25 protein-coding genes and 4 pseudogenes are annotated in these 25,982 nt (G+C 68.0%); 10 read left to right on the top strand and 19 right to left on the bottom strand.

From position 1 onward, the window contains the following. Positions 1 to 116: 116 nt before the first annotated feature. The 6 genes from ACIPEK_RS38475 to ACIPEK_RS38450 all read right to left on the bottom strand — a co-directional run bounded on the left by ACIPEK_RS38475 (position 117) and on the right by ACIPEK_RS38450 (position 4,483). On the bottom strand, positions 117 to 410 hold the full coding sequence (locus ACIPEK_RS38475; RefSeq protein WP_402006239.1) for a hypothetical protein: 294 nt from the start codon (positions 408 to 410) through the stop codon (positions 117 to 119). A gap of 843 nt (positions 411 to 1,253) precedes the next feature. After that, positions 1,254 to 1,376, bottom strand: coding sequence for a hypothetical protein (locus ACIPEK_RS38470; protein WP_402006236.1), 123 nt, complete (start codon positions 1,374 to 1,376; stop codon positions 1,254 to 1,256). A 54-nt stretch (positions 1,377 to 1,430) separates the two neighbouring features. After that, positions 1,431 to 2,579 (bottom strand): caspase family protein, encoded by a 1,149-nt coding sequence (locus ACIPEK_RS38465; RefSeq protein WP_402006233.1) that lies wholly within the window; start codon positions 2,577 to 2,579, stop codon positions 1,431 to 1,433. After that, on the bottom strand, positions 2,576 to 2,932 hold the full coding sequence (locus ACIPEK_RS38460) for a hypothetical protein (protein WP_402006230.1): 357 nt from the start codon (positions 2,930 to 2,932) through the stop codon (positions 2,576 to 2,578). The genes ACIPEK_RS38465 and ACIPEK_RS38460 overlap by 4 nt, the downstream gene beginning before the upstream one ends. Positions 2,933 to 3,520: 588 nt before the next feature. Beyond that, positions 3,521 to 4,153, bottom strand: coding sequence for a hypothetical protein (locus ACIPEK_RS38455; protein WP_402006282.1), 633 nt, complete (start codon positions 4,151 to 4,153; stop codon positions 3,521 to 3,523). A gap of 66 nt (positions 4,154 to 4,219) precedes the next feature. Further along, complete coding sequence (locus ACIPEK_RS38450) at positions 4,220 to 4,483, bottom strand: Imm21 family immunity protein (RefSeq protein WP_402006279.1); 264 nt, start codon at positions 4,481 to 4,483, stop codon at positions 4,220 to 4,222. 88 nt (positions 4,484 to 4,571) lie between these two features. On the opposite strand from ACIPEK_RS38450, the gene ACIPEK_RS38445 reads away from it, so the two are divergent. The 3 genes from ACIPEK_RS38445 to ACIPEK_RS38435 all read left to right on the top strand — a co-directional run bounded on the left by ACIPEK_RS38445 (position 4,572) and on the right by ACIPEK_RS38435 (position 6,879). Next, positions 4,572 to 5,054 carry a hypothetical protein gene (locus tag ACIPEK_RS38445; protein ID WP_402006227.1) on the top strand — a complete coding sequence of 161 codons (483 nt, stop codon included), beginning with the start codon at positions 4,572 to 4,574 and terminating at the stop codon, positions 5,052 to 5,054. 504 nt (positions 5,055 to 5,558) lie between these two features. Then, positions 5,559 to 5,804, top strand: coding sequence for a hypothetical protein (locus ACIPEK_RS38440; protein WP_402006224.1), 246 nt, complete (start codon positions 5,559 to 5,561; stop codon positions 5,802 to 5,804). Continuing rightward, complete coding sequence (locus ACIPEK_RS38435) at positions 5,797 to 6,879, top strand: response regulator (RefSeq protein ID WP_402006221.1); 1,083 nt, start codon at positions 5,797 to 5,799, stop codon at positions 6,877 to 6,879. The genes ACIPEK_RS38440 and ACIPEK_RS38435 overlap by 8 nt, the downstream gene beginning before the upstream one ends. A 677-nt stretch (positions 6,880 to 7,556) precedes the next feature. Here the strand turns inward: ACIPEK_RS38435 and ACIPEK_RS38430 are convergent. The 4 genes from ACIPEK_RS38430 to ACIPEK_RS38415 are packed head-to-tail and all read right to left on the bottom strand — an operon-like array spanning position 7,557 to position 10,630. Continuing rightward, positions 7,557 to 8,342 carry a hypothetical protein gene (locus tag ACIPEK_RS38430; protein WP_402006218.1) on the bottom strand — a complete coding sequence of 262 codons (786 nt, stop codon included), beginning with the start codon at positions 8,340 to 8,342 and terminating at the stop codon, positions 7,557 to 7,559. Between the two features lie 19 nt (positions 8,343 to 8,361). Further along, positions 8,362 to 9,276, bottom strand: a complete 915-nt coding sequence (locus ACIPEK_RS38425) for an aldo/keto reductase (RefSeq protein ID WP_402006215.1) — start codon at positions 9,274 to 9,276, stop codon at positions 8,362 to 8,364. Next, on the bottom strand, positions 9,273 to 10,469 hold the full coding sequence (locus ACIPEK_RS38420) for a cupin domain-containing protein (protein ID WP_402006212.1): 1,197 nt from the start codon (positions 10,467 to 10,469) through the stop codon (positions 9,273 to 9,275). Before ACIPEK_RS38420 ends, ACIPEK_RS38425 begins: the two co-directional genes overlap by 4 nt. Before the next feature lie 14 nt (positions 10,470 to 10,483). Then, positions 10,484 to 10,630: a hypothetical protein gene (locus ACIPEK_RS38415; protein ID WP_402006209.1), complete on the bottom strand. Its 147-nt coding sequence runs from the start codon at positions 10,628 to 10,630 to the stop codon at positions 10,484 to 10,486. Positions 10,631 to 11,532: 902 nt separating this feature from the next. On the opposite strand from ACIPEK_RS38415, the gene ACIPEK_RS38410 reads away from it, so the two are divergent. The 3 genes and pseudogenes from ACIPEK_RS38410 to ACIPEK_RS38400 all read left to right on the top strand — a co-directional run bounded on the left by ACIPEK_RS38410 (position 11,533) and on the right by ACIPEK_RS38400 (position 16,079). Then, complete coding sequence (locus ACIPEK_RS38410) at positions 11,533 to 12,987, top strand: helix-turn-helix domain-containing protein (protein ID WP_402006206.1); 1,455 nt, start codon at positions 11,533 to 11,535, stop codon at positions 12,985 to 12,987. A gap of 50 nt (positions 12,988 to 13,037) precedes the next feature. Then, positions 13,038 to 14,254 (top strand): annotated as a pseudogene (locus ACIPEK_RS38405) (dihydrofolate reductase family protein). Between the two features lie 739 nt (positions 14,255 to 14,993). Beyond that, a complete protein-coding gene (locus ACIPEK_RS38400; protein WP_402006276.1) occupies positions 14,994 to 16,079 on the top strand; it encodes an integrase core domain-containing protein in 1,086 nt (361 codons plus the stop codon). 17 nt (positions 16,080 to 16,096) lie between these two features. Here the strand turns inward: ACIPEK_RS38400 and ACIPEK_RS38395 are convergent. From ACIPEK_RS38395 to ACIPEK_RS38380, 4 genes and pseudogenes are all read right to left on the bottom strand, one after another. Further along, a pseudogene (locus ACIPEK_RS38395) lies at positions 16,097 to 16,570 on the bottom strand (IS6 family transposase); the annotation flags it as partial. Between the two features lie 16 nt (positions 16,571 to 16,586). Beyond that, complete coding sequence (locus ACIPEK_RS38390; protein WP_402006204.1) at positions 16,587 to 17,783, bottom strand: IS110 family transposase; 1,197 nt, start codon at positions 17,781 to 17,783, stop codon at positions 16,587 to 16,589. A gap of 226 nt (positions 17,784 to 18,009) precedes the next feature. Continuing rightward, positions 18,010 to 18,240, bottom strand: a pseudogene (locus tag ACIPEK_RS38385) (IS6 family transposase); the annotation flags it as partial. Positions 18,241 to 18,663: 423 nt separating this feature from the next. Beyond that, the gene (locus tag ACIPEK_RS38380) at positions 18,664 to 19,149 is read right to left on the bottom strand and encodes an ATP-binding protein (RefSeq protein WP_402006201.1); all 486 of its coding nucleotides are present in this window, start codon (positions 19,147 to 19,149) and stop codon (positions 18,664 to 18,666) included. Positions 19,150 to 19,405: 256 nt separating this feature from the next. Here ACIPEK_RS38380 and ACIPEK_RS38375 point away from each other — a divergent pair, with 256 nt between their 5' ends. Continuing rightward, a complete protein-coding gene (locus tag ACIPEK_RS38375; protein WP_351199071.1) occupies positions 19,406 to 19,642 on the top strand; it encodes a DUF397 domain-containing protein in 237 nt (78 codons plus the stop codon). Between the two features lie 87 nt (positions 19,643 to 19,729). Next, complete coding sequence (locus tag ACIPEK_RS38370) at positions 19,730 to 20,629, top strand: helix-turn-helix domain-containing protein (RefSeq protein WP_402006197.1); 900 nt, start codon at positions 19,730 to 19,732, stop codon at positions 20,627 to 20,629. Here ACIPEK_RS38370 and ACIPEK_RS38365 read toward each other — a convergent pair. From ACIPEK_RS38365 to ACIPEK_RS38350, 4 genes are all read right to left on the bottom strand, one after another. Continuing rightward, the gene (locus ACIPEK_RS38365) at positions 20,626 to 21,438 is read right to left on the bottom strand and encodes an SAM-dependent methyltransferase (protein WP_402006194.1); all 813 of its coding nucleotides are present in this window, start codon (positions 21,436 to 21,438) and stop codon (positions 20,626 to 20,628) included. The genes ACIPEK_RS38370 and ACIPEK_RS38365 overlap by 4 nt on opposite strands. Before the next feature lie 146 nt (positions 21,439 to 21,584). Then, the gene (locus ACIPEK_RS38360) at positions 21,585 to 22,112 is read right to left on the bottom strand and encodes a sigma factor-like helix-turn-helix DNA-binding protein (RefSeq protein WP_402006191.1); all 528 of its coding nucleotides are present in this window, start codon (positions 22,110 to 22,112) and stop codon (positions 21,585 to 21,587) included. Continuing rightward, positions 22,109 to 23,188 (bottom strand): helix-turn-helix domain-containing protein, encoded by a 1,080-nt coding sequence (locus ACIPEK_RS38355; protein WP_402006188.1) that lies wholly within the window; start codon positions 23,186 to 23,188, stop codon positions 22,109 to 22,111. The genes ACIPEK_RS38360 and ACIPEK_RS38355 overlap by 4 nt, the downstream gene beginning before the upstream one ends. Positions 23,189 to 23,351: 163 nt before the next feature. Further along, positions 23,352 to 23,624 carry a hypothetical protein gene (locus ACIPEK_RS38350; protein ID WP_402006185.1) on the bottom strand — a complete coding sequence of 91 codons (273 nt, stop codon included), beginning with the start codon at positions 23,622 to 23,624 and terminating at the stop codon, positions 23,352 to 23,354. A gap of 871 nt (positions 23,625 to 24,495) precedes the next feature. Between ACIPEK_RS38350 and ACIPEK_RS38345 the strand changes: the two genes are divergently transcribed. Next, entirely contained in the window at positions 24,496 to 25,341 is an 846-nt protein-coding gene (locus ACIPEK_RS38345) for an IS5 family transposase (protein ID WP_402006182.1), read from the top strand. 36 nt (positions 25,342 to 25,377) lie between these two features. Here the strand turns inward: ACIPEK_RS38345 and ACIPEK_RS38340 are convergent, their stop codons facing one another. After that, positions 25,378 to 25,539 carry a hypothetical protein gene (locus ACIPEK_RS38340; protein ID WP_402006179.1) on the bottom strand — a complete coding sequence of 54 codons (162 nt, stop codon included), beginning with the start codon at positions 25,537 to 25,539 and terminating at the stop codon, positions 25,378 to 25,380. Between the two features lie 202 nt (positions 25,540 to 25,741). Between ACIPEK_RS38340 and ACIPEK_RS38335 the strand changes: the two are divergent. Further along, a pseudogene (locus tag ACIPEK_RS38335) lies at positions 25,742 to 25,982 on the top strand (hypothetical protein); the annotation flags it as partial.

Genomic DNA, 25,982 nt, shown 5'->3' with positions numbered 1-25,982 from the left:
GTCCCGGAATGATCCAACCACCTCGAAGATCATTTCGTTAGGAGTTCTTAGCGAACCACGGACCGATCCTGACGTTCTCGCCGTCCACGGTGATCGTCTCCCGAGCGGTCGGAGCACTACGTTCGCGTTAAAGGAAGCGCTTGAGGAGTTGGGCGGTTGGCAAGAGCCAGCAGATGAGTGGGGCGGGTGATCCCCACGAAGAGCAGCTGAGCCGCTTTGCGCAGGGTGGGCGAGACATCGGCCACGTCTTTCGACTGCGCCACCAGTGCGAGTGTCTCGTACACGTCGTACTTGCGTCCGCGGCTGTCGAGGCATTCGAGGCATTCGAGGATGAGGGTTGCTGCGTGCGTCTCGTCCTTGGCGCGCTGGATGGAGGTGGCCACCGACATCATCGGGGCTGCAGCGTCCATGGCTGGTTCTGCTGGCGGGGCGGGCCGTGGGATGTGGCGCAGGAGGTCGTCAAGGCGGCGCGAAGAGGCGGGCGGAACCTCTGCGAGCTGCGGCACTACCTCTCGCAGGCGCTCCGTCAGAGCATTCCATTCTGCCGGGTCGTCAATGTCGACTCTGAGCAGGTCGTGCAAAAGGATACGCATCCGCAGACCAGTCGATGTGGCGCCGCGTTCGATGCGCTGAATTGCCGGCAGGGCGCCGCCTGCACTTTGCCGGAATGCTCTGCGCACGGCGTCCCACGTCTGGACGGTTGCGGTGCGCCGGCCGCCGGCCGCCAGCCGCCAGGTGGGTACGGGCTGCGCGCACGGTTGTGATCAGTTCAGGGGTGGCTTGTGCGACGGATGGAGAGGTGAAGGTGGGCAGGTAGCAGGTGAGCGACTGTGGGAATGCCTTTAGCTGTTCCTGGGATCAGTCGTGATGCCAGGACGCGTGGTGGCGCTGTGGCCAGTAGATGGTCGGGGACGGTTTCGCGGGCCAGGCGTTCGAAGGCGGGCACGACTCCGGGGACGCAGTCGTCGTCGAAGAGCAGCAGTGCGACGGCTCCCTGGGGGCCGGCGAAGGGGCCAATCCTGACGTGTTCGCCGTCGACGGTGATCGTCTCGCGGGCTGTAGGCGCGCGGCGTTCGGGAAGTGTCTAAGTCAATGACGAGATCTACTGGTCAAGCGTCGGAATTCGGACGTGCTTGGCTGTTCGGAAGCGGACCCGGAGCGCTACTGGAAGACTTGCTGCGTCAGTCAGCCGGTCGGTTCGGGGGATGTGGAGCTGTGGCACAGCAGCGCAAGGGGTACTACCGGGCAGCTCACTATGTGAAGCCATCCTCGGCCTCGAGCCGGTGGAAGAAGCCGTCCGCGGGCGTGATCCTGGTGCTCTGCATCGTGGCCATCGCCGGGTGGAACACCCTGGTCGGGAACGACTCCGACGACACACAGAAAGCCCCTCAGCCCCGCCCGTCGGGAGTTTCGGCTTCGGCTGATCCTGGTCAGTGACCGCGGCCGCGCCAGAAACCAGAGAGCCGCTGCCGTGCCTTTCCGGGTGCAGCGTTGTCTTCGGCGGGCGCTTTGGCACGCGTCTCCTGGGTTGTGGCCGGGTTGCGGCGCAGTTCCTGCCAGGCGCTGTGCCATTGCCGGATCTGGTCGTCGGGTACGCCGCAGGCGGACAGGTAAGCGGCTGTGGTGGTCCAGGTGGCGGGGAGCGTGTCGCGGTTGACCAGTCTGCTGACGGTGCCTGTGGAGATGTGTCCGGCTGAGCGGCGGCTGACCTCCTGCTGGGTTAGCCCGCTTGCCTCTCGCACGCCCGCGAGGCTTGTGAAGAAGCCCGTGACGGTGCGGATCGAGGTTGGGTCGGGCCATAGGCGGTGGTCGGGCTCGGGGCCGGCTGCCGCAGGGACCGGGGCGGCGGGAAGGTCTGCGTGGTTTCGCGCGAGCGCTACCCGGGCGCCGCTGTTGCGGTTCCTGGCCTGAGGAACAGGATGTCCCCGAGCTTCCAGGGTCAGGCGCAGGTGGTGGTAGACGGTCTCCAAGTCGAGCAGCGGCGGGCCGCCGGGGATGCCGTGGCGCAGCGTGTCGAGCAGTGCACTGGTGAAGGCTGTGTGGGTGTCGCCGATTGGTGCCAGGGCAGTGCGGGTCTCGGCGGAGGCTGCGAGGAGGAAGGTGCCTTCGACTGCGGCATGGTCGGCGAGTCCTTGGGATCCGCTCATCCTGCCGAGGGCGAGGCCGCTATAGCAGCAGTCGAGGAGGACGATGTGCCGCTGTGCCCGGGAGTTCAGGAGGATCTGGCGCAGCCAGTCGTAGTTCAGGCTGGTCTCGATCCGGTCCGGCTGCGTGTGCGGCATGGCCAGAGCGAGCGTGTCGTGGGGGTCGATGAGGCCGTGGCCGGCGTAGTAGACGAGCAGCGTGTCGGTGGCCTCGGCAGCCGCCTGGCGCAGCGGGTCCATCACCGTGGCCGGGGCGGGCGGGTTCTCGACGACGGTCACGTGCGAGGCGGGCATGCGCAGGGACAGCGGGCCGGTCAGGAGGCTGGCGAGGGCGGTCAGGTTGTTCGAGACGGCCGGCAGCTGCTCCAGGTGCTCGTAGCGGCTCGTGCCGATCAGGACCGCCCGTGAGGCCCCCGGGTCGGGCAGGACACTCACGCGTCCCGGTCCTCGTCCGCGGCGGTGTCCAGCGCTCGGGTAGCCCGCTCGATCTCCTCGGGCGAGCAGTCGCTGAGGACGATGACCGTGTCACCACGGCGGATCTCCACCTGCGGCCGCTGCGGCCGGGTCTGCCGCCACGCCACCAGCGCCAGCACGAACGATGCCGCGCTCCACCCGTTCCCCGTCACCAACTGCAGCACGTCGAGTGCCGTGCCCATCTCCCCCGGCCGCGGCGTACTCCCCTGCACCTCGGTCACAGCGGACCTGCGCACATCCGGATCCGACCGCAGCCAGCCCTGCAACGAACGCAGCTCCCCCGCACCCGACTCCAAGTGCACCTCTAACCGCATCCAGGCCTCCCTGCCTACGAGCAGAGCCGTCACGTTGACGACCGCCGATGGCTATCGTCCTCTATCAGCACGGCACTTCGCGGCACACTCCGCAAGATCGCGTGCCAAGCACGCCGACACCGCGAAGGCTCCCAACCAGCATTTCCTGCAGCCACCAGGAAAGAAACCGTGAACAGGCCCCCTCCACGCCCGCCCTGCCCTCGTGATGCACGCCAGAGGCGTCCACGTGACTGTCTTCGGCATCGACCCCGTCCGCCCCGCCAGGCCTTCTCGCAGGGCCTCGCCGTCGCTCCCAGCGCGAGCACGCTGACCGGGGCTGTCCTCCAGCGAGCGCCCCACGGCACGCACCGGGGGCGGGCTGCAGATCAGCGGCCTGCCCGGTCGATGTGCGATGGGCTCCCGGGCGGGCTCCGCTTTCCATGCTGCCCCGAGCCCTCCCGTTTCGCGGTGGCAGCGCGGCGGGGCGGGGCGGGGCCTGTCGGCGTACACGTCGAAGTGCCCAGGAAGGCACACGCGAACATGCTCACCGCGTCGCACACCATGACAATCCAGGGCCCCGCCTTGGTCGGCGAAGCCAGGCCTGCCGTCCTACGCCTCCGGCGGTGTGGCTGGCGCGTGAAGGTCGACAACGCGGGCAAGAGCGGCTGTGACGGCAGCGCAGTAGCCAGGCAGGTGCCTGGAGGCCCAATCGGCCGCCAGCGCTAGGAAGTCGGCCAGGTCGCGCTCGGCACCGGCGAGCAGGTTGCGGAGCTCGGCGACGGACAGCTCGATCACCGGACTGTCGCTCTGCTCGGCGTTGACAGTGAGCCGGACGGTGTCGCCGAAGTGCTCCGCAACCGGTGACACGGGGTCGTGGCCGAAACCGAGCAGGCTGCCGTCGTCGATGAACTGGTGCCAGTCGCGCCAGTCCTCCAGTCCATCACAGCAGCCAGGCAGGAAGGTGACGCCTGTGGAGTTGTCGGTGACCCGCAGGCCGCCGGCGGCGAAGAGGTTGTCGAACGTCAGCAGTCCGTGAAGGAACGAATCAAGTGCGTCGGCCGGACGAGGCGGGCGGTTGCCGTCGGGGTCGATGTCATTGCAGCTGGCGATGCGCATCACCGCCGACCCGACCTCAGCGGGTGAGAGCTCACCGCTGAGAGGCAGAAAGCCAAACGACTCGACCTCGGAGACAGGCCAGAGGTCGAAGCCGTCAGGTGCGTATATCTCCAAGACGGGCTGCATCACGATCACCCGGCGAAGTGTTCCGCATCCCCCGCCCGTGTCGCCTCCCGATAAGTAACTGCCCGGTCAGGCGTCGATAGGCAGGAGCTGGACCAAGCCGACCCGGTTCTCCTCATCCGCCTCGGTGTGGACGGCGCGGACCCTCCAACGGCCCGTGGGCAGCGGGATTGGTGCCTGAGCGGGCATCCCACCACCGGGATACTCAACGGTCAACTCGGCTCCCGCCTCTGTGGAGTCCATGAGCACGGCCGGGCCGTCCGACACCCATACGCCGCACTCCTCCCACTTGGTGGCGGGGTCCGCAAGGACAGCCTCGGCGGCTGCCTTCAGCCCGTCCTCTGAGATCCCCGGTGGTCACCGGACGGTGGCCGATTCGCGCTCTGTCCGGCACTTGCTGCCAGGTGGTGGGCTGGGCGTTGTGTCGGGGATCATCGCGGCGGCTATCGCCGTCATCGGAACGCTGCTTGGTGCCGTTGTCGCGCACCGCTACCAGGAGAAAACCGGAGCCCGCGCCGACCGCGAGCGAAGCCACCAGCGTCTCCTGGACGCGTGTGCTGACTTCATTGCCTTGGCGGAGGATTATCGACGGGCACAGTATGACCGGTGGACAAGCCATCATGCGGTCCCCGAATCCGAGGCGACCCTCGCAACCCGGGCCGAGTCGTACCGGCTCTACGTTGAGGTCCGCAGCAGCGCCTTCCGGCTCCGCCTCGTCGCCCTCGGCCCGCAGGCGCAGCGCCTCGGCGAGCAGGCTGCTGAGGTCCAGGCGAAGACCCGAGAGATCTTCTTCGCTGCTGATAAGGCCGACATGCTCGCCCGAGGTGAAGTAGCGGAGCAGGCCTGTGATGCCTTCGTGGCCCGCGCCAGAGAGGTGCTTCGTGGGACGGCCGGGCATTCCTGAAGCGGCGAAGTGAGAAATGCTTCTCCGTAGCCGGACCGGAATCCGCGCTGCCTCGTCCGCTGGCTGGCTCTTCCCCGAGGCAAAGACAGCGGATGGCCCCGCTGGAGACCTGCGGGGCCAGGTTGAGGGTGTTGGGGCCAACGGGTCGAGCAGTGAGGTGCACAGCTCGGTCCAGGGCTGGCAGCAGGTCCGGCCGCCATCCGGTGCGCGGGATGTCGTAGCTCGTCCCGTTGCTCGCCAGTGCCGACTCCTCGTGGCTGGACGTCAGCAACGTTGCAGCGCAACGGTCCAGCAACGAGCAGGTCCGCCACGGCCTTGATCAGCCAGAACGCCCATGGCCGGGTCGGACGGAGCGGTGGCAACAGGAAGCGCTGTTGCTTCTGTTCCCTGTTTACAGGCTGCAACGGTTCCCAGGTCCGTCATCCTGTGATTCCCCTCTTGCAATCCGCTGGATGGGTGATAAGTCCCGTTGCTGTGCGGCGGGTTGGATGAATGGAGGTCTTGGTGGACCGGCCGCTGCTGTCGCTGAGAACGACCCTGGTGTTCCTGCTCGCATTACTCGCCGGCGTGACGGCGGGCGGGCTGACCGCACTCGCGGGTGAAGGCACGCCTCGCGGCCTGCTCGCGGGCCTTGCCGCCACAGGACTGGCGGTTCCCTTCTTCAACCGCCTCATCGACACCGAGAGCAGCGGGAGCCAGCAACGCGAGCACGCGGGTGCCGACGGCGGGGAGGGGGAGGGAAATGGGTGACCTGCGACCGTTGGGGGACGATCTCACGGATGCTTCCCGCGCTCTCGCCCAGGCCCTGCGGGAGCTGTTCGAGGGGATGGAGGTGTCTGTGCGCCGGTACGCGGCCCGGCGCCAGCGTGATCCGGGGACGTTCTCGCGCTACCTGAACGGCACCCGTTTACCCCCGTGGCAGGTGATCACGGACCTTTTCACGGATCTCGCCGAGCACCGTGGAACCGCAGTCACCACCGAGGCCATCGAGTTCGTACGCGGGCTGTATGGGTCTGCCGTCGACGCCGGGTCCTCTCCCAAACACGCGGTGGAGATCCTGGAGCAGCAGCTGGCCGACGCCGACCGGATCTCCCGGCGATCGAGCATCCGAGGCGACGTCCTGGGCGACGCTTTGCTGGACCGCACGCATCGCATCGCGGACCTGGAGGTACGCCTCAGTCAGCTGGAGGCCGACCGTAGTGCCGAGCGGAAGCGGGCGGACGAGCTCGCGGCAGCCCACCCCGACGTCTCCGGCCTCCTGCAAGAGCGCAACGCGCTGCAACTCGAAGTGGAGCGGCTGGGGTCGGAACTCCGCGAGGCACGGGCGCAGAGTGCCGCAGCCGAAGGCCGCTGCAATCTGCTCGAACGCCAGCTGGACGCCGTTGAGAAGTCCACAGCCTCACTGCCCGCCGTCACCGCACCCCAGGACATGCCCAAGATCCTCATCGTTGACGACCAGCCGGGCAACCTGCTCGCGATGACCGCGGTCCTGGCTACGCTCGATCAGGAACTCGTCACCGTCTCCTCCGGGCGAGAAGCGCTCAAAGCACTGCTCGATCATGACGACTTCGCAGTCATCATCATGGACGTACAGATGCCGGAAATGGACGGCTACGAGACATGCGCGCACATCAAGCGCCGCCCCCGGACCCGCGACGTCCCCATCATCTTCCTCACCGCGATGGGCGTGGACTCTGAACACTCCGCCCGCGGATACGCTGCCGGCGCCGTCGACTACATCAGCAAGCCCTTCGATCCCTGGGCCCTGCGCGCCAAAGTTGCCGTGTTCACCTCCATCTACCTGGAACGCCACACCCAACAGTGATCCCTGCACGATGGCGACCGGCATTCACGCCGCGGACCCGCTCTCTCGATCCCGGGCCGCGTGGGCGTGCGGGCGCAGATGCGCCGGGGGTATCCCGTACTTCGTGACAGCCAATGTTCTGGTCAGGTCGGGTCGCTACCGTCACGAGGTGACGCTACTGCTCGTGGACGACACGGGGAACAGAAGGACTGGCCGGCCGCAGCAGCCGGGGTGCTGTCCGCCCTGGAGGGGCAGCTGCCCGTGAGAGGAGTACAGCCGGGTGCTGTCCGCGTTCCACCCGCCCGTCGGACGCGGGTAGGGGTGCTCGCCGCAAGCACGGGGCACCGTTGGTTCGCCGGGCCGAAAGTGGTTCGAAATGTACGGCATGTTCGATCCCATGAAGGGCCCCATGAATCGTCAACGGATTCCGCTCCGAGAGCGTGCCGCCGGACCTGGCAGGACAGTTCCGACTCCACTGCTCTCCGGCACGTGGCAGCCGGAGGACAACTGGGCTGAACGGCACATACTCCTGGAAGCAGGGCGCGGGTCACCGGTGCGGGTGATGCCGGTATCGGAGGCGAACCGGCATCGGGCGACAGACGTCGGATGAGGGCATGGATCCCATCGACGAAGTGCACGTGTCCGAGCCCGGCCTCTGGACCAGGCGTCGGCGGCCGGTGCAAAGCGGTGAGGCCAAGTCAAGGCAGCGTCGCAACCAGCTCTCGGAGCGGCCCAGTCAACTCCGGGTGGTCTCCACGGGATGAGGATTGCAGAAGGTCGGCCGCCGTAATGAGCTGGGCGGTGCGGCCCGTCTCGGTGTCGAGGACGTCGGCGAACGCGGTGTGGATCCGGGCCGCGGTCGCAGGGACGAGAAGCGAGTAGGCATAGAGCAGGGCGGCGTCCCAGCCACGCGGCGCCAAGCCGAAACCCTCCCAGTCGAGGATCAACGCTCCCGTGGTGATGTTGGCAAGGTGCAGGTCGCCGTGGGCGCAGGTCCATTCGGTGATCTGCGGGGCCGGGCGAACGGTGAACTGCGGCACGGCGCGGTCGATCCATTCCTGCCGCACGGCGGCCCGGTCGGTGGCCGTGGCGGCGATGGTGTCGAGGTCCTCGCGCAGCCTCTTGAACCAGACGTCGGGGAGGTCGAGTTCGTGATGGAGGACGGGGCCGTCCGGGCAGAGGACCGGGTCGTCGACGCGGTCGAAGAGCTCAGCGCGGTAGGCGTAACCGTCGAGCGTGGCATCGCGGATCGCGTGCAGGGTCGGCTTCCGCACGGTCGGGAAGAGGTGGGCCGCGTGTTCCTGACCTTCCCAGTGCTTTCCGCCTTCCTTTCCGGCGGGCGCAGCCTGGAGGCGGAGCCAGCAGGCACCGTGCAGGCGGTGAGTGGCGTGGCGGCCGAGGGTGCGGCCCTGGTAGCCCCAGACGGCCGGCCCGGAGGCGGTGGCGCCGAGGGCGGCTGCCGCCCGGGTGTGGGCGGTGGCCATGCGCTCGGCGTCGGTGGGGTCAGGTGGCGGCGAGTACATCGAGGGCCTTCCGCAGGGTGTCGGTGGGAATAGGCGGCTGGTCAAGCGCGTCGAGTGCGGTCTGCCAGTGTTCCGCATCGGTGGTAGACAGCAGAATCTTGGTGACGCCGGGGCAGGAGGCGGCGGCCGTGAGGCACGCTGCTGGGGTGGTGGTGCCGGGTCGGATCAGGTTGGCGAGTTCGGCGTCGTCGTCGAGTCCTGCGAGGGTTCCTCCGTGGAGGGGTGCGGAGGCGTGGACGTGCCATCCGCGGTCGGCGGCTTGGGCAATCGGGCCTCGTCCGCGCAACGCCTGTCGCAGGGCGGTGTGCTCGACGAGGCTGACCGGCATTTGGACAGTGCGGAGGTGATGGTTCGGGGTGCCGGCGGCCTCGCGGGCGATCCCGTCCAGGTCCGTGACGGTGAACAGGGCGTCTTTGAAGCCGGTCCAGGTGGCGACGCCGTACGTGCCGATCTGGCCGGATGCGGCCTGCTCCTCCAGGACCATGAAGGCGTCGCGGAGCTGTCCGTGCAGCCGCCCGAGGTCCGGGGCGCGCTCGGGGTTGTGCACGAAGACCGTGTCGAGGCGGTCGCGGCCGAGTTCGGCCCGGGCCCGCTCGGTCTGCCAGTGCACGTACGCAGCGGCGAGGCTGTGCCGGGCCTGGGCGGCGGGTGGGTCGATGACCCTGGCTTCGAGTGCTGCCTGGGCGGTTTCGGATGTCAGGAACCCCGCCTTGGTCGCCACCCGCAGTTGCGGGTGGGCCCGGAGGGCGGGGGCGAGGAGCCGGTGGGCCTGGCCATTCGTGTAGTTGGGGGCGGTGTCGATCCACGGTGCGGGGGCGGCGGCCGCGCGCTCGGCGGCGGCCGTCAGGTCTGCGGCCGGGATTCGGTGGGTGCCGAGCGCGAGCGTCGCAGTCACCGGCCGCTCCTGCTTCGGAGGGCGGCGATCTGTGCGGCGACGAGTTCCTGGACCACGGTGGCGACGTCGTCGGGTGGCAGTCCGGTGGTGTCGGCGAGCGCGCCGAGTGACGTCCATGTCGGGGCGGTGAGGAGGCTGTCGAGGAGAGGGGCGGCGGCGGGGTCGAGGTCGACCTCGACCCCTGCTCCAGTGAGCCGGACGAGGTGCTCGCCGTCGACGGTCACGTGCTGGGTGCGGGCGCGGGCGGTGGTGAGCCGCACCATGAGCTCCCGGTCCGCGGGTACGACGCCGAGGCAGGGCAGGGAGGGCCGCATGCGTCCGGGGTCCTCGGCGTCCCGGGCGGCCGCGTACGCATCGAGGAGGTCAGGCTCGTCGAAAAAGCCGTCGAGCTCTTTGCGGAGGGCGGCGAGGTAGTCGGCCTGCTCGTCGGGAGCGGCGTGGAGGGGAAGGTCTCCGCGGACGGTCGTACTGGCCCGGAGGCGGTCGGCGGCCCAGGTGATGAGGTCGGCGCCGGTGTGCGGGGTGAGGCCGCAGGTCAGGTGGAGGGAGTGGGTGCCCTGGTCAGCGGTGACGGCGTGCCACGTGCCGCGCGGCAGATAGAGCAGGTCTCCCGCGCAGAGGACGAGTTCGGCAATCGGGTCGCCGGTGGGCGGCTCGGGGGCGGTGACGTCCCGGTACATCGGCTTCTCGCGGGTGGGCCCGTAGATCCGCCACCGCTTGGCGCCTTGGATCTGCAGGACGATCACGTCGTGGTCGTCCCAGTGCGTGCCGAACCCTTCCCGGCCGGTCCAGGAGGCGTAGGCGTTGACCTGGATGTGGGTACGCAGGTGACGCTCCAGGGCAGCTGCGAGGTCACCGATCGGTTCGTGGAGTTCGTCGATCGCGTCGATGACGAGGGAGGCGCCTTCGGCGAGCTGCTCGTGCAGCTCGGCCGGGTGGATCCGCTGCCACACGGTTGCCCGGCGGGTGGTGACCGGGGTGGCGTAGCGGTGCTGGGGCAGGGCCTCGCCGTCGGCGGACAGCCGCAGCCGGGGCGGTTCCAGCCGGTGTGTCGCGATCAGGTCGTTGAGGGTGTCGAAGGAGGCCATGGCGGTCGGTTCCGTGAGGGTGCCGGGCAGGTGCAGGTAGTCGCGGCCCAGTGTCTGGGCCAGGAAGTCCTGGCCCAGACACTCCGCGATGAACGGGACGGTCATCGCCGTGGCTTCTCCTAGTCGTTGCCGTCGGAGCGGCCGGTGCCGCCGCCGTCCGACTCCGACAGGCCGGTGCCGCGGGCGCGGGCGGCCTGGATTGCCCTGCGGGCACGGACCAGGCCGCTGCCCTTCTCCTGGGGTGTGTTGGTGGGCTTCGGGGTCATGGTGGTTTCTCCTTCGTGTCGTACGGCCGGGTCCTTCCCGGTCGTATGTGCATCGCCACCGGGGCGGGCGCCCCGTGGTGGGCGGGGTCCCTGTACACGGGGGTGCAGGGAGCTGGGGCCGTGGGGGCTTGGGGGAACGAGCCGTCCACGGGGGTTCAGGGCGCGGCCGTGACCGCGGGGCGCTGGGCTTCCTCTGCGCGGTCGAGGGCCTGGTTGCAGGGCTTTGACGAGCCGGGCCCTGAACGAGTACGAGCCGGCCGCCGGGTGACTGGCGGTAGTCGAGGCGTCGTAGGGTTTCGCCGCAGGTGATCCGTCCGAGCATCGCCGCTGGGTGGGACGGGGAGAGGTCTGTGCATGCCGTGTTGACGTTCTCCAGGAGCAGACGTGCGTAGCCGGTGAGTTGGAGAGCGATCTGGTCGAGATCGGCCGGTGGCGGAGTGGTGCCATCACCCCGCCACCGGAGCACCGTTTCCACAAGGCACTCGTGAGGCTCCCGTCCAGTGGGGTCTCGGCGTCGAGGATGGCTTCTGGGTCGTGGACGACGCTGCCGTAGCGGGTCATCTCACACCGCCTGGTTCGCGGCGGTCGCAGGCGTACCGGGATCGGCGTCCTCCGGGAGATGCTGTCTCCGTCGAAGCGGGGAGGACTGGTTCGCCGTGCGATCGCGGGCGGCGGGGCTCACCGGTTCGTACACGTCTACGCCTCCAACTCGGTTGAGTGAACGGGACGTTCGGATACGGTGTGATCAGGCCGCATCACCGATCAAAGCCGTCGGCGGGCCCGGTCAGAAGACAGGGCATGGGGCCCTGGTGCACTGGCCCAGCTGACCCCATCGGGGCCATGGTGGAAGAGCCGTCAACGCCCAGCATATTGGGGCGGAGTTCGCGAGGAAGGGCAGGCGCATGGGTCAACGGCCGAGCGAGCTGACGCCCAGGGCCGGCCCGTGGCACCGGTGGGGTCATGAGCTGAGGGAGACCCGGACCGCGCGCCGACTTTCCCAGCAGGACCTGGCTGCGCTCGCGCTGATTGACCGATCTCACCTCGGACGCTTCGAGCGCGCCGAGCGGCCGGTCCCCCGTCACGTCGCCGTCGCCGTCGACCAGGTCCTCGACGCCTGCGGAACGTTGGTCCGTTTGTGGGAGTGGGCGGAAAGGGAAGCCCCCCAGTCCTGCGGTGACAGCACGCCCGGACAGCACGTGCGCAGGCTGTCCAGGGACTGGGCACGGAGCCATGGGGCCGATCCCGCCGCCGATGGGGCCAGCCCGCTGGCGGGTCTGGTCACGGACGTGTTCGAGCAGGCAGGCTCGGATGCCGGCGACACGGACACGGTCGTCGTCCCCTGTCGCATCCACGGAAGGATCCTCTTCGTGCCCGTGCCCCGCCGCGTCGTTCTCGCCTCCGGCCTCGCCGGACTCGCCGCGACCGCACTCCCGACCCCGACGGCGGCCGCCACCACCACCACCGTCGGCGACATGGGCTCCCCCGTCGAGCACTACACGCATCTGCGCCGAGTACTGATCCAGACCGACAACCTCATCGGGCCCCGTCATGTCCTGCCCGCGCTTGAGCAGCACCTTCCCCGTCTCTCCGTCCGCCGACGCGCCGCCCACAGCAGCGAAGCTGTACAGCTTCTCGCGCTCGAGACCCGCTACGAGGAGCTTGCCGGGTGGCTCGCGCAGGACATCGGCGACGAGCGCAGTGCCCACGGGCACACCGCCAAGGCACTGGACGCCTCCCACATCACCGGGGACAGCGACCTGACCGCGTGCATCCTCAGCAGGAAGGCCCAGCTCGCTGTCGACACCGGCCACCCCGCCGATGCCCTCGGGCTGGCGGCCGCCGCCCGGCGCACCGCCCGTTCCGGCAGCCGGCTAGAGGTCATCGCCGTCATGCACCAGGCGCACGCGCACGCCGTCCTCGGCGACGCCAACGAGTCCCTGCGCACATACGACACCGCGCTTGACCTGCTCGGACGCGCGGACGACGACGGCGTCTGGGGTTCCTGGCTCGATGAGGCGTACATCAGTACCGGCCGCGCCCGCTCCCTCGCCACGCTAGGCCAGTACGAGGAAGCCGCCGCCGGCTTCGACACCGCTATCACCGCTCTCCCCGCCGTCTACCGGCGGGACCGCGGCGTCTACCTCGCCCGCGCCGCCCGCGCACACGCAGGGACCGGCAACACAGCGCTCGCCGCCCGGATCGGTCTGCAAGCCGTCACGATCGCCGCCGAGACCGGTTCCGCGCGCATCGTCGGCCAGCTCGACCGTCTCGAGCAAGCGCTCGTCCCCGCGGCCCGCGAGGAGGGCGTGGCGCAGTTCCGTGCCGCGCTCGACCGGATCGTCCTGCACCCAGCCTGACCCCCGCCCGTCCCTGCCCCTTTCTCCGCCCTGTCCCTGGAGTCGCCCCCGTGTCCCGTCCGTACGTCCTGCTGTCCGCCGCCGTGTCGATCGACGGCTACCTAGACACCCGGCCGGGCGAGGACCGGCTCATCCTCTCCAACCCGGAGGACTTCGACCGCGTCGACTCCGTACGTGCGTCCGCCGACGCAATCCTCGTCGGCGCCGGCACTCTGCGCGCCGACAACCCCCGCCTCCTCGTCAACTCCGAGCAACGCCGCGCCGACCGGGTCGCGGCCGGCCTGCCCGAGTACCCGCTGAAGGTCACCATCACCGGCACCGGCGACCTCGACCCGGAGTGGAAGTTCTGGCACCACGGGGGCGAGAAGCTCGTCCTGGCCGTCAGCCAGGCGGCGGGCAACAAGGCACGCGCCAACCTTGGCGGCCTCGCCACGATCCAGGTCGTTCCCACCGACCACACCTGGCCCGTCATCCTGGACATCCTGGGCCAGGTCTACGGCATCCGCCGGCTCATGGTCGAGGGCGGCGGCACCATTCACACCCAGCTCCTGGAACGTGCCCTCGCGGACGAGCTGCAGCTCGTTATCGCCCCGCTCCTCGTCGGCCAGAGCGACGCCGTACGGATGCTCGGCCCCACCCACTATCTCGGCGGGCCCTCCGCCCGCCTCCGTCTCCTGGAGACCCGGCAGATCGGCGACGTGGTACTCCTCAGGTACGCACCCAAGGACATCAGCACGGAGCCCCGATGAACACCAGCCCTGTCCCCGCGGCCGGCAGCAGGCCCGGTCCCGGCCGCGAGCCCAACGCCGCGGACCGATACTGGCTCCAGCTCGCCTGCGAGCTCGCCATGTTGTGTCCGCCGTCAACGACCGCGTTCTCCGTGGGCGCGGTCATCGTCGCCGCCGACGGCACCGAACTCACCTGCGGATACTCCCGCGAGAACGACCCTCACGACCACGCGGAGGAAGGCGCGCTCGCCAAGCTCCCTGCCGACGACCCGCGACTCGGCTCAGCCACGGTCTACAGCTCACTCGAGCCGTGTGCAAAGCGCGCCTCACGGCCCCGGCCATGCGCACAGCTCATCCACGAGGCCGGGATCCGCCGCGTCGTCACCGCCTGGCGCGAACCCGACACCTTCGTCCCAGGAGCCAACGGCACCGAACTCCTCGAGAACGCAGGCGTCACCGTGATCGAACTTGTCGAGTACGCCGACGCCGCAAAGACTCCCAACCAGCACCTTCTGCAGCCACCAGGAAAGAAACCGTGAGCAGGCCCGGCCTTCCACGGCCCACCATCGTGGCCAGCTCCTGCACGCCAGAGGCGTCCACGTAACCGTCTTTGGTATTGCCCCCGTCCGCCCCGGCAGGCCTTCTCGCAGAGCCTCGCCGTCACTCCTGGCACGAGCACGCTGACCGGGGCCGTCCTCCAGAGAGCGCCCCACGGCACGCCCCGGGGACAACCTGCAGAACAGCGGCCCGCCCGGTCGACGTGCGAAGGGCTCCCGGGCGGGCTCCGCTTTCCATGCTGCCCCGATCCCTCCCGTTTCGCGGTGGCAGCGCGGCGGAGCGGGGCCGAATGAGCACGGAGCTGCTACACGGCGGGGTGGCACTGAACAACCATGCTGAGCACGGGCCTGCGTCCTGATCGGCTGTATCTCTGCGCCTGGCATTCTTGAGCGCATAGAGCGGACATTGGGTCGCTTCCTCCAGCGGCGGGGCAGGTGCCCTCGCCGCCACCGGATCGCGTGGGAGGTGGGATGCCCAGATCTCTCAGCGCGAGCTGGCGTTCAGGGGGGAAGTCGGTTCCACCGGCGTCGGACCCCTGTACGCCGATGACGACTACGAGCAGGTCGTGGCCCAGTTCAGCGAGCGGATACGGGAGTTGGGCGGCTGGGCCGCCACAGGGAGGAGCCCAAGTCGGGCGGGATCGTGTGGGGCTCGTAAAGTCATCGCTGCAGGTGAGCAGCTGTGTCCATGGTTGTCGGTGGTGGCTGGGACCCTGTCCGGATGATCGTGTCGCTGTTGTACCGTGCTGCTCGCACGATGCTGTCCATACCGGCTGTCCTGCTGCGCCGGGACACTGCCAAGGACGCCGAGTTGTTGGTGCTGAGGCATGAGAACACTGTCCTGCGCCGTCAGCTCAAGGGCCCGGTCCGCTACGAGTCGGCCGACCGGTTCTGGTTCTCCGCGCTGTCCTCGCTGATACCGCGGCGCCGCTGGGCCGGCGTCTTCCCCGTCACCCCCGGCACCGTGCTGGCCTGGCACCGCAAGCTGATCGCCAAGAAGTGGGACTACTCCGCCCGCCGCAGCCGTACCGGCCGACCCCCGACTGTGGCCGCGCTCAGGAAGCTGGTGCTGCGCCTGGCCGGCGAGAATCCCCGGTGGGGGCACCGAAGGATCCAGGGCGAACTGGCCCGGCTGGGCCATCCGATCGCACCGTCCACGGTCTGGGGGATCCTGAACGCCGCGGGCATCGACCCGGCTCCACGCCGGTCCGGCCCCAGCTGGCGCGAGTTCCTCACCACCCAAGCCCAAGGGATCATCGCGGCCGACTTCTTCCACGTGGACACCATGCTCGGAAAGCGCCTGTACGCCATAGCGTTCCTGGAACACAGCACCCGCCAACTGCACATCACCGGCGTCACCGCCCGCCCCACCCGGGCCTGGGCGACGCAGCAGGCCCGCAATCTCGCCGACCAACTCGACACGCGCATAAAGTCCCTGCGCTTCGTGCTGCGCGACCGCGACGCCAAGTACGACCAGTCCTTCGACGCCGTCTTCGAAGCCGAGGACATGGAGGTGCTGCTCAGCGCGCCACGGGCGCCTCGGATGAACGCGCACTGCGAGCGGGTGATCGGCACCGTCCGCCGCGAGGCGCTCGACCACCTCTTGCTCATGAATGAGGCCCACGCCCGGCAAGCCCTTGCCGACTTCGAACGGCACTACAACACGCATCGACCTCACCGGGCCCGAGATCAACGGCCCCCTCACGCCTCCAGGCAGCCAGCCACCGTCCACGGCCTCGACGGCCGCAGACTCCTGCGCACCCGCATCCTCGGCGGTGCTATCAACGAATACCGGTACGCCGCTTGACCTGCGCCGATGACTTTTCGAGCCCCACAGCCGGTGATCTGGTCCCAGATGGCTAAGCGGATGGTCATTTCGGCGCGGTGGTCGGGGGCGGTCATCAGGTGGCGGTGGGGTCGGAAGTGGGGTGAGATGCCGCTGAAGGCGGACAGGAACCGCTGGGCCGCGCCGACGCTGCGGAAGCCTTTCATCGCGCGTTCACGCCGGCGGGTGGGCTGGTGGCTGTTCTCGGCCCGGTTGTTCAGTCCCTTGTGGGAGCGGTGCTCGACGGAGGGCATGACCTCGCGGTGGGCGGCGCCGAAGGAGCGGAGCTTGGCGGTGACGACCACCCTCGGCACCGACCGGGTCTTCTTCACCAGGCGGCGGAAGAATCGTCGGGCGGCGGCCTTGTCCCGCCGGTTCTGCACGAGGATGTCGAGCACGTTGCCGTCCTGGTCGACGGCCCGCCACAAATACTTCTGCTCGCCGTTGATCTTGATGAAGACCTCGTCCAGGTGCTTCCCAATGCTGATGTCAAGCCGCCGTCGTCACTGGGGGTGTGACCTGGTAGCACCGTCGGTCACGAATCAGGGCCCACAGGACGTTGACGCGACGGCGTGCGAGCGCGAGGACGGCCTGGACGTGGCGTTTCCCCTCGGCGCGCTTGCGGTCGTAAAACTTCCGTGAGTTGGGGTCTCGTTGGACGCTGACCAGCGCGGAGATGTAGAAGACGCGCTGCAGGCGACGGTGGTATCTCGTCGGTCGGTGGTCGTTACCGCTGACCTGGCCGGAGTCGCGTGGGGCGGGGGCCGTGCCGGCGAAGGCCGCGAGCCGGTCGGCCGTGGGGAAGGCGTCCAGGCTGCCGCCGACGGCAACGAGGAACTCGGCACCGAGGATCGTGCCGATGCCGGGCAGGGACTGGATCACGTCGGCCAGTTCGTGTTCGCGAAACCGGCCCTCGATGAGTTTGTCGGTCTCGGTGATCTTCTCGTTGAGGGTCATCACCTCCTTGGCGAGGGTGTGCACCATCTTCGCGATGGCCTTCTCACCCACGACGGCGGTGTGCTGGCGCTCGGCGGCCTCAACCACCTTCTCGGCGAGGGCAGCAGCGTTGCAGACCTTGCGGTTGCGCAGCCAAGCGGTCAGCCGCCGGCTGCCCACGCGGCGGATCGCTGCCGGTGTCTGGTAACCGGTCAGCAGCACCAGCGGGCCGATGTTACCGAGGTCGAGGGCCCGTTCCAGGGCCGGGAACATGCTGTTCAACAGGGCCTTGAGCCGGTTGGTGGTGCGGGTGCGGTCGGCGACCAGATCGACGCGGCGGTCGGTCAGCAGCCGCAGCTCGAGTGTGGCTTCATCGCCGGGGCGGATCGGCTGGAGGTCGCGGCGCATCCGGGCCTGGTCGGCGATCACGCGGGCGTCACGGGCGTCCGTCTTGCCCTGGCCGCGGTAGCTGTCGGTGGCCCGGTTGACCGCGATACCGGGGATGTAGACGAGCTCCTGGCCATGGTTGACCAGCAGGGCGATCAGCAGGCCGGGCTCGCCGCCGGTCATGTCCAGCGCCCAGGTCGTCTTGCCACCGTCGGCGAGGTCCAGGACGTCACCGATCAGCTTCAGTAGTTCCGGCTCGTCGTTGGCCACCCGACGCGACAGCAGCGTGTCGCCCTCGCTGTCCAGGACCAGGCAGTGGTGGTGGGTCTTGCCGCAGTCGGTTCCCGCCCATATCCGGCTCATCGTGCTCCATTCGGTCGTACATGCCTTGCGTACCACGGACGACCTCGCCGGCATTGCTCTACACAGCGACTTGTTCGCACTTCCCAATCGGCGGCCGAGTCGTCGTGGGGAGCCGGGCGGCCAAGCACCTGAAGCCACGAACGGCAGCCACTTGTCAGCCACACCCAGCTCCCCTGGGTGTCCTCACCCTACGAACGGGAGGACCAACCCGTTCAAGAAGGTAGAGCCACTTGTCCCCGGGCCGGGGCCGGCGGCGGCGCAGTCCGTTCGGGTAGGCCTGGCCGAACTTGGCGCACCACCGCCGCACCGTCTCATACGAGACGATGACGCCGCGCTGGAGCATCAGCTCCTCGACCTCGCGGAAGCTGAGCGGGAAGCGGAAGTACAGCCACACACAGTGCGAGATCACCTCGACCGGGTACCGGTGCCCCCTGTACAACGGCGACGCACTCCCCACGGACGATCCCCCTCCAGCAGATCAACCCGAAGATCATCCCATCCGGTCAGCCAACGTGACAGCGCCCACATCTCCATTGCGCGGCTCTTGCGCTGGCGAAGGAGGCCCGATCGTGACGTTGGTCAGGCTGCGCTCCGGTGCAGTGCCGGCTTGTCCGGCCACCGGCACGGGGGCGTGGAATTGAGTCGGCGACGGTCGGCTCGCCAAAGGGCAACTCTGTTTCTGGATGCTGCTGCGGCACTGTCCCGCCCCTTTGCGCGGCAGGGCGCTATCAGCCCCCTTGCCCAGCTGGCGGTGGTCCCGCTCCTGCGTATCGTCGTGCGGCACCACCTCCGGCTCGCCGCCCTACACCAGAAGAGATCGACCCGGCGTCAACACGGCTTACGCAGGGGCCTGCTTGCCAACCAGTGGCGTTTCGCACCTTCACCATGGCGGTGTGGGTACGCGCGCCCACACTGTCTTGGTGCCAGCTGGGCTGAGCGACCATCCCCACGCTGTACTGAGTCGGGTGACGAGGAGCAGCCCGCGGCCGGTTTCGTCGAGCAGTTTGGGTGGCTGGCGTTGTGGGAGTGAGGGGCTGGGGTCGGTGACGGCGCAGACGACAGCGCCGTCTTTGCGGACGAGCCCCAGCCATGCTCTTCCCCGTGTGTGGCGGGTTGATGTTCGCAGTGCGTGCTGGATGGCGTTGGCGGCGAGTTCCCAGGCTACGGCGAGGATCTCGTCACGGCCTTGGCGTCCGGTCACGTCCCATTCGGACAGTGTTGCGTAGGTGAACTTCCGTACATGGGTGCGGGCGTCGAGGGTGTCTGTGAATGTGCTGGCGGCGAACCGTGCGGTGCTGACGCCGAGTGCCAAGCCCCAGTCCGGGGGGTGGGAAACGGCGAGGTTACCGATTTCGAGTGGGATCATTTCGGCCAGACCCGGCTGGATCCGGTCACTGCTTTCGCAGCAGTGTGTAACCGATGCTGGTGCGCGCACTGTTCATCCCCCGATAGGCGCTCAGTTGCTCGGAGCCCTCACGGCCTGCCGGTCGCTAGTATCCAGCCCACTCCCCTCTCGTGCAATTGCATGGACGGTTACTGCGCAAAAGAGAGATGGGGCACCCTTGCGACGGTCTTCAGGCCTCAGCAAGGGGATTGGAACAACAGGAGAGGGGCTATCCGTCATGGGCATCTTCCACAATGGGATTTCCGCTGATTCACTCGAAGGAGTGGACTGGAGGAAGAGTAGGCGCAGTGGGCCACAGGGGAACTGCGTAGAGTTGGCAGCGTTGCCTGATGGGGACATCGCCCTGCGCAATTCCCGTGATCCGCAGGGACCGGCGTTGATCTACTCACGTGAGGAGATTGATGCCTTCCTCGGTGGCGCCAAGGATGGCGAGTTCGACCTCCTCGGCACGTAAGAGGTCTGGCCGGTCGGGGGTGTTGCCCTCTCCTGCTGGCTTCCGCGTGGGATAATCCGAATTTAGTGACGTCCCGCAGGAGCCCGCATGTTGGCTGTCCCCAGTGATCAGTTCCCGCAACCCCCGCTCGGACGCTATTTGTCCCTGCGGGGGTTCAGTCCTACCGCGCTGAGTATGGCGCTGGGGTCGAGGCTGCGGGCCTTGCGTACGGCAGCCGGGGTGAGTGCGAAGGAAGCTGCCACGGAGATCCGCTGTTCCGAGGCCAAGATCAGCCGGCTCGAGCGGGGGCAGTCTCCTCCTCAGCCCGGCGATGTGAGCTGCCTGATGCGGCGTTACGGCGCGGTCGACGAGATCGAGGACGCGTGCGAGCTGGCCAGGAGGGCGAACGAGCCGGGCTGGTGGGAGGAATTCGGTTCGGTTGTCCCCCCGTGGTTCGACAAGTTTCTCGGTCTGCAGGAGGCTGCGGATTTGATCCGCACCTATGAAGTGCAGTTGGTGCCAGGGCTGTTGCAGACCGAGGAGTACGCCCGTGCGGTGACCATGAGCGGTGTGCCACTGGCCGGACCGGAAGAGGTCCGGGCCAGGGTCGGCCTGCGCACGCGCCGCCAGGAGTTGCTTCACCGGGAGTTCAGTCCGAAGTTGTGGGCGGTGGTTGACTGGCCGGTGCTGCACAGGCCTCTCGGTAGCTCAGGGCTGATGTGCCGCCAGCTGGAACACCTCATCGAGATGTCGCACTCACCCAACATCAAGCTCCAGGTGCTGCCGCCGGACTGTCTGGCCATCGGCACCCCGGTGACGTTGCTGCGGTTCGGGCTGCCGGACTTGCCGGACGTCGTCTACCTGGAGCATCCGACCGGGGCGAATTACATCGACAAGCCTGAGGACACAGCGCAGTACCGGTCCATGCTGGACCAGCTGTCCATGAAGGCGCTCTCGCCGGCTGAGACTCTTGTCGAGCTGAAGAAGACGGCTCTCAGTATCCGTTAGCCAGTCTTCTGACCGATTCCGCCGACCTCGTGCAGAGGTCCGGGAACAGGCCTGCCCTGCAGGTCGTCGGGCCGCCACAGGGACACGTCCGTCACGCCGGGCTTGAGCAGTTTCAAACCGTGGAAGAACGTTCCGGCCTCGGGGGCGGAACCCACGTTTCCCCATTGCCCGCCCGTCACCTCATGCATGACTGCATCGATCCGGCTCGCCAGTTCCGGTTCGTGGCTGGTGAGTTGACTGGCAACCAAGAAGCTCCCGACCGGCAGGGCATCGATCAGACGGGCCATGGTTCTCCGGCCGCCCGCCTTGTCGGGAAGGGTGTGCAGGAGGGATACGGCGAGTACGGCAACGGGCTTGGTGAGGTCGACCAAGCCGGTGATGTCGGGGTGCCTGAGGATCCCGGGCGCTTCCGTCAGGTCCCCATGGACCACCGCAGTGCCGGCCTCTTCCAATAACGCCCGCCCGTGGGCGACCACCATCGGGTCACGGTCCACGTAGACGAACTTGCTTGTGGGCCGCGCACGGCGGGCGGCCGTATGTGTGTTCTCCCACGACGGCAGTCCACACCCGAACTCGACGAACTGGTCGATTCCATGGGTGAGCGCCAGAGCCCGGACGGCTCGAAGCCGGAACTGGCGCTGGGCGCGGGCTAGGAGTTGGGTCTGCGGAGCCTGGTCCAGTAGGCGTCTGCACGCCTCCCGGTCGGCGGGGTAGTGGTCCTTGCCGCCAAGAAAGTAGTCGTACATGCGGGGAACGCTCGCCACGTTGAGATCGATTGCCTCCGACAGGAATCCGCGTCCTCGCACCATAAAAACTCTCACCCGTAGCTGTGCATCGTCTACCTGGTAACGAGCATGTCACGAGCACCTACGGTGGCGCGGGGGAAGTCGGATGCTGCGGCGGTCCACAGCTCAACTTCTACATGCCTTTGGCATATGTCGGTGGAGTCTGGTGGTCAGCGGAATACTGGTGTCGCGTCCAGGCGATGACGATCCTGGGTCTGCAGAATGTCGACGGCCTTCGCCAGCTCCAGGGCCACCTCGCTTTCTTTTATGCCCATCAACTCCGCTGCTTCGGCGCGGCTCAGGCAGAGCCGGTAGCGCAGGAGGACAAGATCGGCCTGCCCTTGGGGCAGTGCAAGGTGCGCAGCATCGCCGGGCCAGCGCCGGCGCCCCTGGCCTACGTCGTCCAGTGCCCACGCCACTTGGGCAGTGAGCATCTTCCACGCCATGCGAGCAGGCCGGTCGCTTGCGATCACGCTGGGCCAGACGACGACCAGTGCACTGAGCACCGACTCGACGATCTGCCGGGCTCGGTCGGCGTCAAGTGACCTTGCCTGTGCGTAGCTCAGGTAGCGCTCCTGGAAGCGCAGGCAGAACGCGGTGAATTCGACTGGCAGAGTGAGGGTCAGGGGCGGGCGGGGGTGGGTACCGAAGCCGTCGGCTGAGGCGGGAACCGGTGCGGGCCAGGTCAGCGGGCTCACTGCGGATCCTCGCAGTCGTACCGCACACCGTCATTGCGGATCGGTTCGGGGTCGCAGGCATTGAGGAAGGCGGTATAGACCGCTTCCCACAGGGGGCGGATGTCTGCGGGGCAGCCGCCGACTGCGGTGACGAAGCGGCCTGTCTTCTCCCACGTCGGAATGCGTCCGCCGTCCAGGATTCGCTCTGCAGTCTCGACGTCGATCTCGCCGCCGGACAGTTCACAGATTCGCTTGGCGTCGGGGCGGCCCGCCACGAGGTGCAGGCCCTGCAGCGCGGCGTACAGGCGGGCGTTGGACTCGAGGAGGTCCTGCGGCGTGGCGGCCATGCCGTTCGCGCTCTCCCACATCGCCCGCAGGGCCCTGGGGTCTTCGCCGAATACCTCGACCAGCTGGCACACCACAGGCCAGGAGGGGGTGCGCTGCACCGAGAGAATGCGCGAGACGTAGGAACGGGAGAGGTCGGTGGAGTCGGCGACCTCCTGGATACTCAGACCGCTGGCCTGATGCAGGTGGGCCAATGCTTGGGCAAGCTGACGGGCAGCCCGGCTCGTAGTAGCGAGAGCAGGTTCAGCCTCGCGTACGGCAGAGGCCGGTGTGGTCTGGGCCTGGCGGGCACGCTGGCGGTCCACGGACCTCTGCGCGATGCGGCGCATCACTTCACTCTCACCCCAACGGGTGCGGGCGGTGCTCTCGCTCACGCATGCCGCACGTGCGATTTCTTCCCAGCTGGTCCCTCTGCGGCGGGCGTCACGGGCGGCTGCCCCCATGTAGTACTCCGCCTCCTTCGTGACTGCCGCGGCACGGGGCAGCAGTTCCGCGACTCCTTGCCCCTCGTACTCCGCGTCAAGCAGGTCTGAGGCCAGGGTCAGTAGCTCTTCGGCAATCACCCGCGCCAGTGGCCGCCCGGCGTGAGCAGTCGCTGCGCCGGCAGAGCCCCGCCCGTCGCGGCCCTTCTGGGCCCGCTGCCTGCACGTGGTCGTGCAGTAGATCTTCTTGCGGCCGCGCCCGGTGCGCTGTTCGATGCCTTGTCCGCAGTACCGGCATTGCGAACTCTGTTCGGCCGTCCCGACCGTCATTTCTCCCACCCGCCTGATCGATCCGTTTTCTTTCCTGACTGCGCAATCCACACCCCCACCGAAAGAGGAATACACGCCTCCGGTCGGTGAGGAGTGCGGTCGGTCCCGCTGCCGGCGGTTGCCGCACCCCCACAACGGGGGGGGCGCGGCAACCGGACTTGGGTCAGGTCAGAGAAAGGCGCTGGTAGCGGAGGCAGGAACGGCGCGCGCCCATGAACAGGGCACCGATGAGTGCCGCTGCGGCGGGGTCCTGCCAGGACTCGGTGATCAGGACGACGGCGACGACAGGGACAGCGAGGAAGGCTCCCAGCTGGGCCGTGACATCCCAGGCGACAGCTGTGATGGTTTCGCCCGCCGTAAAGCGCGGAATGTTAGCGTCGGGACCTGCCGCGAGCTGGAAAATTCTCGCGGCAGCAATGAAGCGGTCGAGGTGCATGTCTTCCTTCTGTGGAGATGCGTACTCGGTCGTGGAACACGAGGGGCCCTGGAGTTGCTGGGTAGGCGCCTGGGGCCCACTCGCGTCACGGAACGCTACAGCCCCGCATCAGCCGTTATCCATTTGATCGGCTAAAAGTCGCAAATCCCCGGCACGGCGGGATAGAAAATACGGGGCGCCTCTGGCGCACACTCCATAGAAATCGATCATTCACCGACCATGGTCGCTCACGGTTGCCCATTCCTGACCGTTTCGGAAATCGTTTCGGTACCTCATGCAATTGTGCGGATACAGAGGCCACTTGCCGGAGCGAGTGACCAAGATCTCTCGCGGCACTCGGTGCCTACTCGGTAACGCATTCGCGGAACCCTGGCCTGCGGATTCACTACCCGACCGGCACTGCGTGTCTTCACGGACGGCTGTTTTTCATTTCCGCATTCAACCTGTTTGGCGCCTAGCACACATGCTTCGCAGCGCCGGGCGGTTGTGACGACCCAGTCACGCGGCCGTCATCGGCCTGAGGCGGGGCGCCGGCGCCCGGTTGATCAGCGAGGTGCCAGACGTGACGGGAAGCGCAGAGGTGCCGGAGCCGCTCCTTCGACACACGGTGAAGCTCTTACGCTCCGGCAGATGCGCCTCGGTACTCCGTCCGCAAGGAACTGAGCCGGACGCCGATGACCAGCACGTAAGCCGGCACTGTCACGTTGGCGGGCGGCGTGGGAGGATCCTCGAAGTTGGTCATGCTGGAGGGGGATCGTCCGTGGTGAGCGCGTTGCCGTCGTATAAGGGCGTCCGCCAGTAGGCGGTAGCAGGGCAGGCACGGTTCACCCGATCATGGAGTTCTCTACGCTTCATGATCACCGGGGGATCCGTGCCTGCCGTCCCATCATGCATTCTCGACCCGATCCGCGACCAGTTCCTCGCCCTGCTGCCCACTCGTGTGGAGCGTCATCCCTGGGGCTGCCACAACCCGCGGATCAGCGATGCGGTGGTCTTCGACCGCCTGGTCCAGGTCTTGGTCTTCGGCTGCGGCTACGAACGCGCCGCGGACGAGCACTGCTCGGCCACCACCTTGCGCCGTCGCCGCGACGAGTGGATCGCCACCGGTGTGATGGAGACCCTGCGACTGCTCGCGCTCGCCGCCTATGACCGCATGGTCGGCCTCGAACTCGAGCAGCTGTCCGCCGACGGCTGCATCACCAAGGCACCTTCGGGCGGTGACTGCGCCGGAAGGAGCCCGGTCGACCGGGCCAAACTCGGCTTGAAACGCTCGCAGTTGACCGACCGGTACAGCATACCGCTGGTCACTGAGCCGGCACCGGCCAACACTCGCGACCACACCCTGCTGCCCGCTACCCTCGACCGCTTCACCGCCCTGGAGACAGCCCTCGGGCCACTGCCCGAGCGTCCGCGCCTCACCCTGGACGCCGGCTACGACTACCGGATCGTCCACGACGACCTGGCCGACAGGAAGATCACCGCCCGGATCGCCGAGCGCGGGGCGAAAACCCCGATCCAGAGACGCTGGGTGGTAGAACGCACGAACTCCTGGATGAACAACTTCGGCAAGCTTCGCCGCTGCACCGAACGGCGAAAGGACGCCGTCGAGTTCTTCATCGCCATGGCCAGCGCCATCATCACTATCCGCTGCCTGATCCGACGCGCCTGGCCCCTCTACCGCTGGGACACCCGCCCTCGAAGCCCTCGCATCCGCTGACCTACTGGCGGACGCCCTTATTAGTCGAAAACCCATCTACCACCAGTTGTCGTAGGTGCCATTGGGCTTGGCACGGTATGGGTAGCGGCCGAGTTTCCGGCCGCGCCGCACTCGGCGCCCGCACAGCAGCACCACGGCGAAGATGCTCAAGAAGAGCAGTGCGACCCCGCTGCCGCCGAGTATCAGTGCTATCTCCATCGGCTGAGTGTATGAGACACAGGGACAGAGGGCAGCCGAAGGGCAGCCGAGATACAGCCCGATGGGGCAGCCAGCCCCCAAGTGGTGCCAAAACTCGGGGCTGGCGTGGGACGGGGGCGGGGTGCTAGGGGAAGCCCCCCAGCCCCGCCGCCCGCGATGTCCAGGGTGAAACCGCTCGTCACCGGACTCGTACGATCTCGCGGTGAAGATCTGGACGGAGCACCCTGCTAAGACCGACGTCGAAGCGGTCGTTCGCGGCTACTTCAGCCTGGTCCGGGCCGGGAGGATCCCTGAGGCCGAACAGCTCATCGATCACCACCCGGTCCGGCATGTGCTCAAGTCGCTGCTGACTGTAGGAGACGGTACTGACAATCACTCTGGCCTGCGGAGCTACAGCGCCCCGCCTCCCGCGCCTCGGCCAAACGCGGCGAACACCCGCCTCA

This window comes from Streptomyces sp. NPDC088246 (assembly GCF_044741025.1).
Lineage (GTDB): Bacteria > Actinomycetota > Actinomycetes > Streptomycetales > Streptomycetaceae > Streptomyces.
Note: the sequence above shows the minus strand (reverse complement) of the source record. Positions and strands in the feature narration are given on the sequence as shown.